The sequence below is a fragment of the Bradyrhizobium sp. AZCC 1588 genome, assembly GCF_036924735.1.
Taxonomy (GTDB): Bacteria; Pseudomonadota; Alphaproteobacteria; order Rhizobiales; family Xanthobacteraceae; genus Bradyrhizobium.
This window is the reverse complement of sequence record NZ_JAZHSC010000001.1, coordinates 2,088,766-2,102,656: the sequence shown is the minus strand read 5'-3', so window position 1 is coordinate 2,102,656 and position 13,891 is coordinate 2,088,766. Positions and strand designations below refer to the sequence as shown.

17 protein-coding genes are annotated in these 13,891 nt (G+C 62.2%); 6 read left to right on the top strand and 11 right to left on the bottom strand.

What is annotated here, in order from left to right; all coding sequences use genetic code 11:
• Positions 1-19: 19 nt before the first annotated feature.
• Entirely contained in the window at positions 20-520 is a 501-nt protein-coding gene (locus tag V1277_RS09810) for a GlcG/HbpS family heme-binding protein (RefSeq protein ID WP_334415999.1), read from the bottom strand.
• Positions 521-689: 169 nt separating this feature from the next.
• On the opposite strand from V1277_RS09810, the gene V1277_RS09805 reads away from it, so the two are divergent.
• From V1277_RS09805 to V1277_RS09795, 3 genes are read left to right on the top strand one after another with little or no spacing between them, the layout of a single operon-like run.
• A complete protein-coding gene (locus V1277_RS09805; protein ID WP_334415998.1) occupies positions 690-1,865 on the top strand; it encodes an ABC transporter ATP-binding protein in 1,176 nt (391 codons plus the stop codon).
• Complete coding sequence (locus V1277_RS09800) at positions 1,862-2,776, top strand: ABC transporter permease (protein WP_334415997.1); 915 nt, start codon at positions 1,862-1,864, stop codon at positions 2,774-2,776. Before V1277_RS09805 ends, V1277_RS09800 begins: the two co-directional genes overlap by 4 nt.
• On the top strand, positions 2,776-3,591 hold the full coding sequence (locus V1277_RS09795) for an ABC transporter permease (RefSeq protein ID WP_334415996.1): 816 nt from the start codon (positions 2,776-2,778) through the stop codon (positions 3,589-3,591). The genes V1277_RS09800 and V1277_RS09795 overlap by 1 nt, the downstream gene beginning before the upstream one ends.
• 5 nt (positions 3,592-3,596) lie before the next feature.
• Here the strand turns inward: V1277_RS09795 and V1277_RS09790 are convergent, their stop codons facing one another.
• From V1277_RS09790 to V1277_RS09750, 9 genes are all read right to left on the bottom strand, one after another.
• On the bottom strand, positions 3,597-4,448 hold the full coding sequence (locus V1277_RS09790; protein WP_334372880.1) for a carbohydrate ABC transporter permease: 852 nt from the start codon (positions 4,446-4,448) through the stop codon (positions 3,597-3,599).
• Positions 4,445-5,317, bottom strand: a complete 873-nt coding sequence (locus V1277_RS09785) for a carbohydrate ABC transporter permease (protein ID WP_334372882.1) — start codon at positions 5,315-5,317, stop codon at positions 4,445-4,447. Before V1277_RS09785 ends, V1277_RS09790 begins: the two co-directional genes overlap by 4 nt.
• A 200-nt stretch (positions 5,318-5,517) precedes the next feature.
• A complete protein-coding gene (locus tag V1277_RS09780; RefSeq protein WP_442894464.1) occupies positions 5,518-6,897 on the bottom strand; it encodes an ABC transporter substrate-binding protein in 1,380 nt (459 codons plus the stop codon).
• Between the two features lie 308 nt (positions 6,898-7,205).
• Positions 7,206-7,487, bottom strand: a complete 282-nt coding sequence (locus V1277_RS09775; RefSeq protein WP_028350166.1) for a helix-turn-helix domain-containing protein — start codon at positions 7,485-7,487, stop codon at positions 7,206-7,208.
• The gene (locus tag V1277_RS09770; protein ID WP_334415995.1) at positions 7,484-7,669 is read right to left on the bottom strand and encodes a type II toxin-antitoxin system RelE/ParE family toxin; all 186 of its coding nucleotides are present in this window, start codon (positions 7,667-7,669) and stop codon (positions 7,484-7,486) included. The genes V1277_RS09775 and V1277_RS09770 overlap by 4 nt, the downstream gene beginning before the upstream one ends.
• Positions 7,670-7,970: 301 nt before the next feature.
• Positions 7,971-8,447: a DUF2269 family protein gene (locus V1277_RS09765; protein ID WP_334415994.1), complete on the bottom strand. Its 477-nt coding sequence runs from the start codon at positions 8,445-8,447 to the stop codon at positions 7,971-7,973.
• On the bottom strand, positions 8,447-9,721 hold the full coding sequence (locus V1277_RS09760) for an SDR family oxidoreductase (RefSeq protein ID WP_334415993.1): 1,275 nt from the start codon (positions 9,719-9,721) through the stop codon (positions 8,447-8,449). Before V1277_RS09760 ends, V1277_RS09765 begins: the two co-directional genes overlap by 1 nt.
• Before the next feature lie 122 nt (positions 9,722-9,843).
• A complete protein-coding gene (locus V1277_RS09755) occupies positions 9,844-10,005 on the bottom strand; it encodes a DUF2934 domain-containing protein (RefSeq protein ID WP_334372891.1) in 162 nt (53 codons plus the stop codon).
• Between the two features lie 240 nt (positions 10,006-10,245).
• On the bottom strand, positions 10,246-10,425 hold the full coding sequence (locus V1277_RS09750) for a DUF3072 domain-containing protein (protein ID WP_235984094.1): 180 nt from the start codon (positions 10,423-10,425) through the stop codon (positions 10,246-10,248).
• 97 nt (positions 10,426-10,522) lie between these two features.
• Here V1277_RS09750 and V1277_RS09745 point away from each other — a divergent pair, with 97 nt between their 5' ends.
• The 3 genes from V1277_RS09745 (at position 10,523) to V1277_RS09735 (ending at position 11,580) form a co-directional block, all read left to right on the top strand.
• Positions 10,523-10,804 (top strand): hypothetical protein, encoded by a 282-nt coding sequence (locus V1277_RS09745; RefSeq protein WP_334415992.1) that lies wholly within the window; start codon positions 10,523-10,525, stop codon positions 10,802-10,804.
• A 220-nt stretch (positions 10,805-11,024) separates the two neighbouring features.
• The gene (locus V1277_RS09740; protein WP_334415991.1) at positions 11,025-11,270 is read left to right on the top strand and encodes a type II toxin-antitoxin system RelE/ParE family toxin; all 246 of its coding nucleotides are present in this window, start codon (positions 11,025-11,027) and stop codon (positions 11,268-11,270) included.
• Positions 11,257-11,580: a helix-turn-helix domain-containing protein gene (locus V1277_RS09735; protein WP_334415989.1), complete on the top strand. Its 324-nt coding sequence runs from the start codon at positions 11,257-11,259 to the stop codon at positions 11,578-11,580. Before V1277_RS09740 ends, V1277_RS09735 begins: the two co-directional genes overlap by 14 nt.
• Before the next feature lie 212 nt (positions 11,581-11,792).
• On the opposite strand, the gene V1277_RS09730 is transcribed toward V1277_RS09735, so the two are convergent.
• Complete coding sequence (locus V1277_RS09730; protein ID WP_334372897.1) at positions 11,793-13,739, bottom strand: AsmA family protein; 1,947 nt, start codon at positions 13,737-13,739, stop codon at positions 11,793-11,795.
• Positions 13,740-13,891: the final 152 nt, after the last annotated feature.

Below are 13,891 nucleotides of genomic sequence, written 5' to 3'. Positions count from 1 at the left end.
CGCGATGACATCGTCAGATCTAGAAATCGAGCTTGTCGCGTATGGCATCGATGCCTGTCTTGGCGCAGGCTTCGTCCGCGTCGCCGCCGGGAGCCCCGGAGACGCCGACAGCGCCCACCAGCGAACCTGCCGCTTCGACCGTCAGCCCACCGCCGATGATGACAGCGCCCGGCAGATCACGGATTCCGGCCTGCATCGTTCCGGGCTGGCTGTTGGCAACGAGTTCGGTCGTGCTGGTGCGGAAGCTGACGGCCGTCCACGCCTTGCCCGAGGCGGTCGAAACCGTATGTGCGCCTGCAAAGCGGTCGCGCAGCAGCACTTGCGTCACACCGAAGCGATCGACGACGGCGACCGACACCTGAAAGCCGCGCTTGCGACAATCCGCCAGCGTCGCGCGCGCCAGATCGAGCGCCACCTCGGGGCTCAGCGATCTGTAGCTGACGAGGGCTTCCTGGGCAGCGGCCGAGCTGGCGAGCAGGCAAGAGATCGCCGTCGCTGCCAGAAAATTCCAAACGGTCATCAATCTCTCCCGATCATTCCCATCGTGCGCGGCGGCCGAGTTTCTGCGATTTTCGAACCTTACCAGAGACGGGAGCTGCATCCAGAATATTGTGGCTGCTTGTTCCGGGCCGGTTGAGCGGATGGCGATCCGCCGCTAGCGTGCGGCCATGACGGCGCAGGCAAATGGCATGAGCGGGCAATCGCCTGAGATCGACACAGTGAAAATCAACACGGCCGTGGCGCAGGCGGCGCCGGCCGACGACACGCCGCTGCTCCGCATCGAAGGCGTATCCAAGAAATTCGGCGATTTCCGCGCAGTGGACCGGCTCTCGCTCGACATCAACGCAGGCGAGTTCTTCGCGCTATTGGGCCCGAGCGGCTGCGGCAAGACCACGCTGCTCAGGATGCTTGCCGGGTTCGAGACCCCGGACGAGGGACGCATCCTGCTCGGTGGCCGCGATATCGCACCGGTGCTGCCGCATGAGCGGCCCGTCAACATGATGTTCCAGAACTACGCGCTGTTTCCGCATCTCTCGGTCCGGGACAACATTGCGTTCGGCCTGAAGCGCGCCGGGATGGCGCGCGCCGCCATTGATACCCGCGTCGGCGAGATGGTCGCGTTGGTCAAGCTCGATGGGCTAGAGAAGCGCAGGCCGGATCAGCTTTCCGGCGGCCAGAAGCAGCGCGTGGCGCTGGCGCGCTCGCTGGCGCGGCGGCCCAAGGTCCTGCTACTTGACGAGCCGTTGGCCGCGCTGGACAAGAAGCTGCGTGAGAGCACGCAACTCGAATTGATGGAACTGCAGCGCCGCCTCGGCATGACTTTCATTGTCGTCACCCACGACCAGGAAGAAGCGATGACGATGGCGAACCGTATCGGCGTCATGGATGCCGGCCGGCTCGAACAGGTCGCCACCCCGCGCGATCTCTACGAGGCGCCCGCTTCGCGCTGGGTCGCCCAGTTCGTCGGCGACGTCAATTTGTTCGATGGCGAAGTCACCTCGCAGGAAGACCATCACCTGACGATTGCGACCCGCGACGGCGGAAGCATCGTGGTCGCCGAGCCGCGCGATCTCGTCGGCAAGACGGTGGTCTCGGTCGCGATACGCCCCGAGAAGGTCAAGCTGTCGCGCCGCGCCCCTGCATCAGACGGAGGCAACACCCAGGCGATCAACCGGCTGGAAGGCGTGGTCACCGATGTCAGCTATCTCGGCGGTTCGACGGTCTACAAGATCAAGCTCGATTCCGGCGCGGTGGTGCGCTCGTCGATCGCCAATACTGCGCGGCTCGATATCGACACGTTGAGCGCCGGTCAGCGTGTGGTGGCGTGGTTCGCGCCCGACGATTGCGTGGTGCTGGAACGATGAGCGCGCGCCGCATCTTCACGCGGCCGGCGCGGTATGCCGCCATCGCGCCCTATCTGTGGATGGTGCTGTTCTTCCTGGTGCCGTTCGGGTTCGTGCTGAAGATCAGCCTGTCGCAGACCGCGATCGCGCAGCCGCCCTATGTACCCGTGTTCGATTTCTCCGAAGGATGGAGTGCGATCAACGCGGCCTTCGCGCAGTTGTCCTTCGATAATTTCAGGCTGCTGATCTCGGACAGTCTCTACATCAGCTCCTATTTGCGCAGCGTCGTTGTTGCCGCAACCTCGACATTGATCCTGCTATTGATTGGCTATCCGATCGCCTATGGCATGGCGCGGCTGCCGCAGCGCTGGCGGCCGATCGCAATGATGCTGGTGATCGTGCCGTTCTGGACCTCGTTCCTGATCCGCATCTATGCCTGGATCAATATTTTGCAGCATGACGGGCTGCTCAATAAAATTCTGCTCGCGCTGCATCTGGTCTCGTCGCCGGTGGTGTGGCTCTCGACCGATACTGCGATGTATCTCGGCATCGTCTATTCCTATCTGCCGTTCATGATCCTGCCGCTGTACGCGACGCATTCGAAGATGGACCCCTCGCTTTTGGAAGCCGCAAGCGATCTCGGTTCGTCGCCGCTTCAGGCGTTCTGGCTGGTGACGTTCCCGTTGTCCTTGCCTGGTGTCGGCGCCGGCGCGCTCTTGTGCTTCATCCCGATCATCGGCGAATTCGTGATCCCCGATCTTTTGGCCGGCTCCGGGTCGATGATGATCGGCCAGACGCTGTGGCTGGAATTCTTCACCAACAAGGACTGGCCGGTCGCCGCCGCCGCCGCGGTCGCCTTGCTGGTGCTGCTGGTGCCGCCGCTGTTGCTCTACGACCGGCTGCAGCGCCGCACGTTGGAGGGCGCGAAGTGATGGCGCGGCGTATCGGCAGGATATCGCCATTCAACATCACCGCGCTCGCGCTGGGGATGGCGTTCCTGTACCTGCCGATCGTGATCCTCGTCATCTATTCGTTTAACGCCTCGCGGCTGGTCACGGTGTGGGGCGGCTGGTCGCTGCGCTGGTACCATGAATTCTTCAACGACCGCGCGATGCTGGATGCGGCATGGATGAGCCTGCGGGTTGCGGCGGTATCGGCCACGATCGCAACGCTGCTCGGCACGCTCGCGGCAGTGGGGCTGGTTCGCGGCGAACGCTTCAGGGGGCGGACGCTGTTTTCCGGCATGCTCTATGCGCCGCTGGTGATGCCCGAGGTGATCTCAGGGTTGTCGCTGCTGCTGCTGTTCGTGGCGCTCAACGCCGAGCGCGGCTTCTGGACCGTGACGATCGCGCACACCACGCTGACCATGTGCTTCGTCACCGTGGTGGTGCAGTCGCGCCTTGCCTCGCTCGACCGCAGCCTGGAAGAGGCCGCGATGGATCTCGGCTGCGATCCGGTGCAGGCGTTTATTCGGGTGACGCTACCGCTGATCCTGCCGGCAATCGCCGCCGGTTGGATGCTCGCCTTCACGCTTTCGCTCGACGATGTCGTGATTGCAAGCTTCACGACCGGCCCCGGCTCGGCAACGCTGCCGATCCGGATCTATTCCGAGGTGCGGCTGGGGGTGAAGCCGGAGATCAACGCGATCTGCACCATGGTGATCGCGCTGATCGCGGTGCTGATCGTGGTCGCTTCGCTCGCTTCGAAACTGTCCGGCGCGCGCGGCGAGAGCGCGGCGCCCCTATAGCCGCGTCACGACTTCACGGCGCCCGCGGTCAGTCCTCCCACCATATACCGCCTGAACGCGTAATAGATCGCGGCCGGCGGCAGCGCGTAGATGAAACCGGTGGTCATCAGCAATTCCCACGGCGAGTCGTCCGCGGCCAGGAAGTTGCCAAGCGCCACGGGGAGCGTGATCTCGGTATCCTTCGACAGCAGCAGGAACGCGTAGAGATATTCGTTCCAGGCGAGCAGGATCGCGTAGGTGCCGATCGCGACCAGCGAGGGCATCATCAAGGGCACGTAGACCAGGCGGAACAATTGCAGCGTGGTGGCGCCGTCCATGGTGGCGGCTTCATCCAGTTCGACCGGCAGCTTGTCGGACGCCTGCTTCAAAACCCAGATCGCGTAAGGGGACGCGATCGTCACCATCGCGAGAATCAGCGACCAGTGATTGTTGAGGAGGCCGTAATTGCCCATGGTGCGATACATCGGCACGGCGAGGAACGCCGCCGGGATGAAATAGGTGAACAGCGCCAGATTCATCACCCAGCGCCCGCCGGGCACGCGCAGCCGCGAGATCGCGAAGGCGGCGGCGGTCGCGATCAGCAGCGTCAGCGCGCCGGCGGAAAGCGCGATCACCACCGAATTCCAGAACTGGATCCAGAAGTCGCGCAGGAAGTAGTGCTGCTGGTGGAACACGATGCTGAAATTGTTCAGCGTCGGATGATCGGGCCACAGCTTTCCGGAGAACGCGTCTTCCTTCGGCGAGATTGCGAACAGGAACATGTGATAGATCGGCACCATGGTCCAGATGAACACGGGAATGCCGATCAGCAGCAATTTTGCTTCGGTGCCGACTTCGCGGAGTGTTGGCAGCTTCATCGCGACAACCGTTTCATCATGAAATAGACCAGCGGCAGCACCAGCGGCAGCGCGCAAACGATGGAGGCCATCGCGAGCGAGAGCTGGTCAAGCCGGAGGTAGCGGATACCGAGCGTGGCGAGCACATGGGTGAGGTCGGCGGGGCCGCCGCCGGTGAGCAGATACACGCTGTTGAAGTCGCCCAGCGTCCAGATCATCGAGAGCAGCGTGCAGGTGATGTAGAGAGTCTGCATCGACGGCCAGGTGATGTAGCGGAATTTCTGCGACCAGCTCGCGCCGTCGACCTCGGCGGCCTCGTAGAGATCGTGCGAGATCGCGAGTCGCCCGGTCATCAGGATCAGCGTCCAGAACGGCAGCGATTTCCAGATGTGCACGCCGATCGCCATGGCGAGCGCGACGCTTGGGTCGTTCAGCCAGTTCGGGCCGTCCTCGGCGGTGAACTTGAAGATCAGTTGGTTGATCACGCCCCATTCCGGATTGAGCATGAAGCGCACGGAAAGAATTGTCGGGATCGACGGCACCGCCCAGGGCAGGATGAACAGCACCGACAGCCATTTGATCCAGGTGCGCTGCTGGGCGAAGAAGCCGGACAGGAACAGCGCGATCGCCATTTTCAGATTGATGCCGACCAGGAGGAAGATCAGCGTATTGACGGCGGCGCGCGCGAAGATCGGGTCGTGATAGAGCGCGACATAGCTCGCCGGATGCCGCGCCAGCCACAGCCCGTAGCCAACGGGGTAGACCACGAAGGCCAGGAACACCAGCAGATAGGGGGCGAGCATCACGATGCCCCAGACCTGCGGGGTGGTCAGCCGGGCCGATAGCGGCGGGCTTGGAATTGCCTGATCGCCCGAAAGCGTGATTGCCATACATCTACTCTTGCAGTCTTAGAATGAGATGCCGGCCACGGCTACGCCGTCGTCCCTGCGAACGCAGGGACCCATAACCACCGGCTAATATTGCTCGCGAAAGCCGACGACCAGCATTTTTCAAAACGACCGCCGCGGGGTATGGGTCCCTGCGTTCGCAGGGACGACGGACATACTCGCGGCGGCCGGCATCGTTTACATCAACCCGCGACCTGCTTGATGCGGGCGATCAGTTCGTCGACGGCCTTGTCGACCGGCACCTTTTCGCTCACAACGCGGTTCATCGCCTTGGCCCAGACGTTCTCGTTGTTCAAAATCGTGAACTTCCAGTTCTTGGTGAAGTCGAAGGGCGTGGTGCCACCGGTGAACTGATTGTACACCGCCTTGCGATGCCGGTCAGCCTGCCAGAACGGGCTCTGCTGGCTGGCCGTCGTCACGGGGAACCAGCGGCCGAGCGCGCCTTCGATGTAGGGCCGGACGTTCTCTTCCTGCAGCAGGAACTTGATGAACTCCTTGCCCTCCGCCTTGTTCTTGGCGACCGTAAACATCAGGCCGGTCTTGACGTCGGAACGATATTTGATCGGCGTGCCGTCCGGCTTGTTGGGGAAGGAAGCGGTGATGATGGTCTCATCGTAGTTCTTCTTGCCTAGCGCGCGCTGCTCCGGCGTCAGCGCCGGGTTGTTGGCGTCGTCGAGCCATTTCGCCGCGATCGAGATCGTGAAGTTGTGCGTCATCACGATCGTCTTGTTGTGGAAGGCAACGTTGTTGTCCGGATCCTTCCAGGTGGTGGAGGAGGGAGGCGTGCAGCCCTTGATGTAGGTGTCGGTGTAGTCCTTCATCGCCTTGATCAGGTTTTCCCGCACCTTGGGATCGTCGACGAGGAGCTTGCCGTCGTCATCGACCAGCTTGACGTTGTAGGCGTCCATGAAGGTGTAGAACGACTGGAACGAATCGGTGGATTCCACGCCCATCGGCTGGCCGACGGCATAGACGCGCTGACCAGTGGCCTTGCGGCTGGCGGCCTGCACCTTATTGCACCAGAACGACCAATAGTCTTCCCATTTGGTCGGGATGTCGCTTTCCTTGAAGCCGGCCTGTTCCAGCATGTCCTTCCAGATCTGGACGTGCATGCTCTGCTGCTTCAGCGGAAAGCCGTAATAGCCCTTCTTCTTGGCGACGTCGTTATAGAGCAGCGCGGTTTCCAGCGTGTTCGGCGCGAACGCCGACTTCATCGGCAGCAGGATATCGGAGAGATCCTCGAGCTTGCCCTCATAGGCCCACTTGCCCTGCGCCTGCACGTCATAGCTGTCGGAATAGGCGACATCAGGCACGGTGCCCGAATCCAGCGCCGCCACCGTCTTCGGAATCATGTCCTGGATGGCGTATTGCGACAGTTCGACCTTGATGCCGGTCTTGGCCTCGAATTTCTTGATCGCCTCTAAGAGCGCATCGTCCTCGGACTTGTAAAAGCCCTTGCCGAACCAGACCGTAATGGTCTTCTGCTGGGCCAGCGCGGGCGCCGTGGCGTAAAACAGGCCGACGGCTGCGACCGCGAGCGAAACTGATCTCCTGGATATCACATTGTTCTCCCTGAAAACGCCGGCTTGTTAACCGGTTGGATAAAAGACTAGCCCATGCGCGCGGCGCGATCCAGATGGGGCGATGCAAACTTCTGTAGGGGGATATTCAGGGCGCAAATGCGGCAAAGACGTCTGCGCACGCGTGGGCATTTTGGTTCAACCATTTTGGTTCAATCATTTTTGCGTCCTTGCCGGGGAGCATGCCGACCGTAGGCGCGAAGGCGCGATCTGGCGACGTTGAGTGCGGTCCCCGGACACGACTCTGTCATTGGCGGATTGGCGGTTCGGTAATCGCCGCGACCGAGTGGTCAGGCCGCCGATAGCCGCACATGAAATTTGCTGCCGGTTGCCTCGGCGTAACGCAGGAGTGTCTTGGTGCTCGGAAGCGTGTGACCGTTTTCAAGCCGGGCAATGGTGGACTGGCTGGTACCCATCCGGGCCGCTAGTTCGGCCTGCGACAAGCCTGCGCGTAGGCGAGCACGGAGCAACTCGGCAGCGATCTCGAATTCCGGCGCGAGCGCGTCATATTCGGCCTTGACCTTGGGATTGGCGAGCAGGCGGGCTTTCAGCTTTTCGAACTGGATGGTCATGTGATGTCCTTTGCTCGTCGCAACGCGAGTTCGATTTCAGCGCGTGGCGTTTTCTGCGTCTTCTTCACGAACGCTCGCACGACGACGACCCGGCGGCCGATCGCCGTGACGTATAGCGCGCGGGCAATTCCATCTCGACCTGTCAACCGCAACTCCCAGAGCTTTCCCTCAAGGTGTTTCACGTGCGGCTCGCTCAAGCTTTCAAGCCCGGCTGACGCAATGCGCTGCGGCTAGCCGCAGAAATCGCGCCTGCATATCGGCCGGAAGGGCGGCGATCTCCGCGGCGACGGTTTCGTCAAGGATTTCGACTTGCCAGGGCACTCTCCCTTATATCTCAATTTTGAGATATTGAAAACAGGCCAAATCGTCTGCCGGCGGCGTGATGGGCGAGAGCAGGCTCCGCGATATGCGGGAAATATCCCCGACATCGCTTCGCTAACCGGGACTACAGTGCTGGGCTAATTTTCTCACCTATTGTCGTTTTCAGAAAACCCCGATCTGCGGTTTGGCGATCATCAGCCACAATATTACGGCGACCGCCGTAAACGCCGGGATGCCAAACGCAAACCATAGCCAGAAGATCCGGTGATATTCCTTCGGCAGCGGCTTGCCCTCTGCCGTTGCGATCACGGCGAGGTCGCGCAGGCGCATTTGCATCCACACCACCGGCAGCCACAGCGCGCCGGTGATGACGTACAGCATGATCGACCAGACGATCCATCCGTCCCAGAACGAATAGCCGACGTTCAGCACGAGCAGCGTGCCGGTGATGGGCTGCACGACGACGGCGGTCGCCGTGAAGATGAAGTCGGCAATCACGACGATGCGGGCGACGCCTGCGATCACGGCCGGCTTGCCGCCGAGGTGAGCTGCGAGCATGAAAAAGGCGATGCCCGCGCCCGTGCCGAGCAGCACGGCGGCGCCGACGACATGGAGATATTTGAGGACGAAATACAGCATCACCGATCCTCGAGCACGGCCAGCGCCGCGAAATGCAACACGATGATCGGCCAGATCTTCAGCATCGGCCCCAGCGGATCGGCCCAGAGCCGCGGCATCAGGATGGTGCCGATGATCGCGTAGGCGAAGGAAATGGCGATGGCCGCATAGAGGCCGTAGCGGCTGGTCGGCCTGTAAGCGATCGCAATTCCGATGACCAGATCGGCCAAGGCTCCCGCGATGACCGTGAGCGTGGCGGCCGTTCCTTCCACGCCGCCTTCGCCCATCAGGCCCATGCCATAACCCCAGCCGGGCCCCAGCGAGACAAACGCGGTTAAGATCCAGAACAGGGACAGAACGACAAAGATCGCGGGCTTGACCAGGTACATGCCGGCAAACCAGCGTTCCTGCACGGAAGCCGGTTCAGCGGCGAAAAATTCCGGAAGGCTTTTGGGATGCAGCCCGAGCCGCTGCATGTCTTCGAGATTGCCGACGGCGCCGCGCCCGATCTCCCGTTCGGCGGTGCTGCGTACGGGAGGCCGCCAGCCGAGATACGAAGCCATGTCGCCGAACTTGTACATGAGGCTTGACGCGAACTGCGGCAGGTGAATCTCCCGTGCCGGCGGCCAGCGGCACCAGCGGCGGATCAGCGCGACGACCGCGCCGAAGGAATAGCGATGCGGGCCGACCAGCTCGACAACCTGCCGCCCGGGCGCGACGGGATCAAGAAAATGCTCTACGGTCCGTACCACGTCCTCAAGCAGGACGATCTGGAGCTGTCCCGTGTTCGGCATCACGGGAATGGCGGGCAGCGCAGCCAGCCCTCGCATCAGCGCGCTGGCGCCATAGGCCGCGCGGCCGATCACGACGGAAGGCCGCAAAATGACCCAGTCGAGATCGCGCTCCATCAGCGCTTTGTCGCCGGCCAGTTTCGATCGGGAAAAATCGCTCGGGGTTTCGCGGTCGACGCCGATGGCGGAAAAATGGATGACGCGACGGATCTGGAGCTGCTCGCAAGCGGCAAAGAGGTTTGCGATGCCGTGATGATGCACCATTGAGGTGGAATCGCCGGGGCTGTCCTGGAGCACCCCTGCGCAATTCACGACCGCCTCGATGCCATCGAGATGCGGCAGCCAGTATGCGGGCGACTTCGCCTCGGAGATATCGACCCTGTGAGCTCCAGGGCCGGAATGGTCGCCTCTGCTCATTGAAACGACGGAATGACCACGCGAGGACAGGTGAGCCACGATGGCCGATCCGATCAGTCCGGTCCCTCCCACAACGGCAATCTTCATGACCGACTCCTCGTCGAGAAGTCACGCCTGCTTCCGAGAACGTGCGCCCCGAATGAATTCCTCCAGAAGGGGAAGCGCTTCAAACAACGTGGCCCACAAGCCCCGGCGACGTTCGCTTCCGTCTACAGGGTGTCGGGCGTGCGGACGGGCGACGACTTGTCCTCATTTCGCAGCTCTTGCTCCGCAAGCCGCCAGAATTCCTCCTCTTTGCCTTCGGGCCTGCCGTTGCGCTCCCAGATCTCATAGGCGCGGTTCTTGATTTCCTTTTCGGTCGGCTCGCTCATCCGGGTCTCCTCCATCTATCTCTGTACGGTAGCCGTCGTGCGGCCGATCTCAGCGCGTGGGGGCGAGACATCGCGCCTGCACGCAGCACAGCGTGACGGCTTTCCTTCATTCAGGGATAAGCACCCAGCGAAGAGCAATGTTCCTGGATCAAACCGGGCTTAGGTCGGTTTTGGATTGAAGGCGGCACGTCGGTTTGGGCTGTGGCGCCGCTCCATGTCCCTTCGTTCCGGTCAGGCGGCTCAGAACGAATTCGCCAATTCGATCTCCGCCTTCAGCGCGGCAATCCGCCGCTCGGCTTCCCTGGCCGTCAGGTTTTTCTCGAACAGTTTTGGCTGATAGGCCTCGGCGCTGAGCGTGCGCAGCGTCGCCAATTGGCGCGGCGTCATCGGCGCATCCACCTGGTCCGGTAGACGGGACATCTGAAACCTCAAAGAATCTTTGATTCGATCAGAACTCTTAACTTGAAATTTGTTCTTTATTTGTTCTTATGGAGTTCTACCGCAGCGAGGTGGCCCCATGGACAACAATTTGAATGAAATTCGCAGAAAAATCAGATTCTTACGGTCGGAGATGCTGAGCGCGGAGGATAACATCCGCAGACAGCTCAACCGCGATGAGGACTGTTCGGAAGCAGCGACGCGTCTGATGGCCATGCGGGTCACCATGGTCGGCCTCATCGGCGAGCGGAACCGGCTTGGCGGCGAAGAGCGGCTGCTCAATGTCGATGAGCGGCTGAAGCTGGATGTCCGTGCGGTCAGCAGAAAGCCTGCAATCGGGGCGCCCGGCCGCCGTGAGTGATGATCCCATTCAAGCCCTGCGCCGGCGGATTGCCGAACTGGATCAGCTTGCTCGTCAGCTCAATCAATCCGGCCTGGATAATGCGCGGGCCCAGCTCCTGCTCGCACGCAAGCGGGCGGAGTTGGAAGATTTCATCAACAGAGGCCGGCGATGTCAGGACCGCTCAGATAGTACGACCCCAACGCAGATAACCCGCCGTGGCTAAAAGCCCTGGCGGAGGTTGAAGGGTTTCGGCGGCCGAAGTGTGCTGGAAGTGGTCGATGATGAAGATGGCGATACTTACCGAGCCGTCTACACCGTTCGCTTTGCTGCAGTCGTCTATATCCTTCACGCCTTCCAAAAGAAGTCGAAGAAGGGGAGTGAGACGCCGAAGCGCGACATCGAGGTGATCAAGGCGCGGCTCAAGGTGGCCGAGGCCCACTACCAGGAACATTATGGGAGGCAGCAAAGAAATGAGCAGCGATAAAAAGGTGACGGTAGGCAGCGGCAACGTTTTTGCTGACCTTGGCTTTGCCAATCCTGAAGAAGAACTTCTTAAGGCGAAACTCATCCGCGAAATTCGGGCGATCATCAGACGTCGAAAACTTACTCAGGCCAAGGCTGCCGTTGTGCTTGGACTTAAGCAACCGGACGTTTCTGCTCTTGTAACCGGCCGCGTCGGTAAATTCTCGATCGACCGTTTGGTTCGTTGCTTGGGGCGGTTGGATTACAAAGTAGACGTCGTTGTACGCCACAGGCCGCCGCGTCGAGTCTCTTCGCGCGCGGTTGCCGCCTGAGACGGCTTTCGCGGCACGGCCAAGTAGCCCGCATGAGCCAATGGGTCGCACGACATGCGCGCCCGATGACAGGCTCCGCGATATGCGGGATTCAGCCAGGGCGGATTAGCCCAACGGGTCCGCGCACGGCGCGGCCCGATGACAGGCTCCGGCGTAATCCGCCAACTCGGGGTCGTTAAGGCAGACTACGCTGACGCTAGTCCCGCCCTACGTTAATTCGCCTTCGCCCCGGTCGGTGCGTTGGCCGGCGCGTCCGCAGCCGCTTCCGGCACCGCCTGCCGCGATCCTCCGCCGGTAAACCGCTCGATCACCGAGCGCACTGCATCGCGCGTCTTGCGATCCTTCACCGCATCGAGCAGGGGCGCCGCGCCCGGCGAGCGGCGGATCAGGCTTTCCGGATCGGGAAACACCAGCGGATCATCCCACGGGCCCTGCACGACGAAGGGCAGCTCGAAGCCCTTATCGCCGGCGGCGGCCGACGTCAGGCTGGCGATGCCCTTGAGGTCGTATTCGCGTGATGGCACCGAAGCGGTGCCGGTCAGCGTCAGGCGCGTGGTCGGTCCGTTGACGCGGATGTCCTCGACGGTGGCGATGCCGTCGTTAAAGTGCACCGAAACGGTGAGGTTGTCGTAGGGTGTCGTGCCGGAGCGGAAATTGCCGCCGCCCGATAGCGGCCGGCGCTCCAGCCGCTTCAGGAGCTGCTCGACATTGAAGCCGGCGATCGCGCCGTCATGACCGGTGAGCGTGGCGGTGCCGTCGAGCGAGGAGGCTAGCCCGAACGGGCTCGAGCCGGATGCCATCAACGAGACGCCGAGATTGCCGCGGCCGGAAAGCTTGGTGATGCCGAACAATTCGCTGGCGCAGGTCTGCAGATCGACATCGGTGAACTGGAACTGCGCCTTGACGTCGGCGATCGCATCCGAACGCGCGATGCCGAACGAGCCCTTGGCGATGCCGCCATACATCTGCGCTTCGCCGACCGAAAGCGCCAGCGCGCCGCCGCGCAGATTGGCGCCGAACGCTGTGCGACCGAGTCTTGTCGGGCCGACCGTCACCCTCGCCGCCGACAGGCGCATGTCGAGGTCGGTAGCGGAAAGCGAGGTGAGGTCGAACAATTGCCGGTTCCAGTCGCGCGCGCCGCTCGCAAGCAGGCGGACGGTCGAGATATAGGGCGTGAAATCCAGGTTGCCCGCGGCGAGCGTCGCCTGCAGCGTCTGGCGGCCGTTATTGGCAACCGTCATCACGCCCTCGGCGACGTTGCCGTCGAGTTCGACATTCACATTCGTCAGCGCAACCGAGGCGCCAACGACGTTGGCGCGGGCCCTCAGCGCGAAGCGGCCGAACCCGCCGCTGCCGGGCACCGGCTGTCCCATCCAGCGTAACGCGTTGCGCAGCGACACGCTGTCGACGGTAACCGTGCCTTCCATCATCAGGCTGGTGCGGTTGGCCAACGAGCCGTCGAAGGCGAGCTTCAGCGGCGCGCTGACCAGCCGCGCCTTCAGACCCGAGCGGTCGCCCGAGAGCATCGCGACGAAGTCGCTGGCCGAGATCGAGCCGTCGACGCGTTCGCCGCGCCAGTCGAATTGTCCGGTCGCCGCGAACGAGCGCGAGATCGACGGCCAGGCCAGCGAGAGATCGATGTCACTGAGCTGTTCGGTGGCACGGTTGGCGGCATCCTCGTATTTGAGCACGCCGTCTTGAATCCTGATTTCCGAGAACGACACCTGGTTTTCGGCGCCGGGCTTCATCGTGCGCGCGATGCGTTCGACGAACGGCGTCCAGTTGCTCTCGCCGCCGGCCTCTCTGACGACGCGGATATGCGGCCGCAACATCATGACGTCTGCGATTTCGAAGCGGCGCAGCAGCAATGGCAGCAGGCGCAGGTTTGCGGTCAACACGTCGACCTGCAGCGCGGGGTCGGTGGTGTCGCCGCCCTTCAGCCCGACATTGTGGAACGAGACATAGCTGCCCGGAAACACCGATACGTCGATCGCGCCGGTGACGACCAGATCGAGCCCGGTGACCGCGCGGATCTGCGCCTCGACCGCCTGCCGTAGCGCGTCGCGGTTGATGAACCAGGAGGTTCCGATCAGGGCGAGCACGGCCAGGCCGAACAGCGCCGCAACCGGCATCCCGAGGCGCTTCATTCCTTGGGCCATCGTCAGTGACATATCCGGATCTGGCTTAACCGAACTCGGTTGATCTACAAGGATCTCAGTTGATAGGGCAGGCGGCGCAAACGTTAAGCCCGTGCCAACCCACACAACTTGAAGGCTTTTCTTGACGCTTTCAAGGCCGACATGGCGCTCGG

Bases quoted from the DNA above. Each gene is read 5' to 3' on its own strand.
- V1277_RS09765 (WP_334415994.1), bottom strand. From the start codon at position 8,447: ATGCTGTATTTCGTCCTCAAATATCTCCATGTCGTCGGCGCCGCCGTG.
- V1277_RS09775 (WP_028350166.1), bottom strand. From the start codon at position 7,487: ATGACCATCCAGTTCGAAAAGCTGAAAGCCCGCCTGCTCGCCAATCCC.
- V1277_RS09730 (WP_334372897.1), bottom strand. From the start codon at position 13,739: ATGGCCCAAGGAATGAAGCGCCTCGGGATGCCGGTTGCGGCGCTGTTC.
- V1277_RS09785 (WP_334372882.1), bottom strand. From the start codon at position 5,317: ATGGCAATCACGCTTTCGGGCGATCAGGCAATTCCAAGCCCGCCGCTA.
- V1277_RS09790 (WP_334372880.1), bottom strand. From the start codon at position 4,448: ATGAAGCTGCCAACACTCCGCGAAGTCGGCACCGAAGCAAAATTGCTG.
- V1277_RS09795 (WP_334415996.1), top strand. From the start codon at position 2,776: ATGGCGCGGCGTATCGGCAGGATATCGCCATTCAACATCACCGCGCTC.
- V1277_RS09760 (WP_334415993.1), bottom strand. From the start codon at position 9,721: ATGAAGATTGCCGTTGTGGGAGGGACCGGACTGATCGGATCGGCCATC.
- V1277_RS09735 (WP_334415989.1), top strand. From the start codon at position 11,257: ATGAGCAGCGATAAAAAGGTGACGGTAGGCAGCGGCAACGTTTTTGCT.
- V1277_RS09750 (WP_235984094.1), bottom strand. From the start codon at position 10,425: ATGTCCCGTCTACCGGACCAGGTGGATGCGCCGATGACGCCGCGCCAA.
- V1277_RS09800 (WP_334415997.1), top strand. From the start codon at position 1,862: ATGAGCGCGCGCCGCATCTTCACGCGGCCGGCGCGGTATGCCGCCATC.
- V1277_RS09745 (WP_334415992.1), top strand. From the start codon at position 10,523: ATGGACAACAATTTGAATGAAATTCGCAGAAAAATCAGATTCTTACGG.
- V1277_RS09810 (WP_334415999.1), bottom strand. From the start codon at position 520: ATGACCGTTTGGAATTTTCTGGCAGCGACGGCGATCTCTTGCCTGCTC.
- V1277_RS09805 (WP_334415998.1), top strand. From the start codon at position 690: ATGAGCGGGCAATCGCCTGAGATCGACACAGTGAAAATCAACACGGCC.
- V1277_RS09755 (WP_334372891.1), bottom strand. From the start codon at position 10,005: ATGAGCGAGCCGACCGAAAAGGAAATCAAGAACCGCGCCTATGAGATC.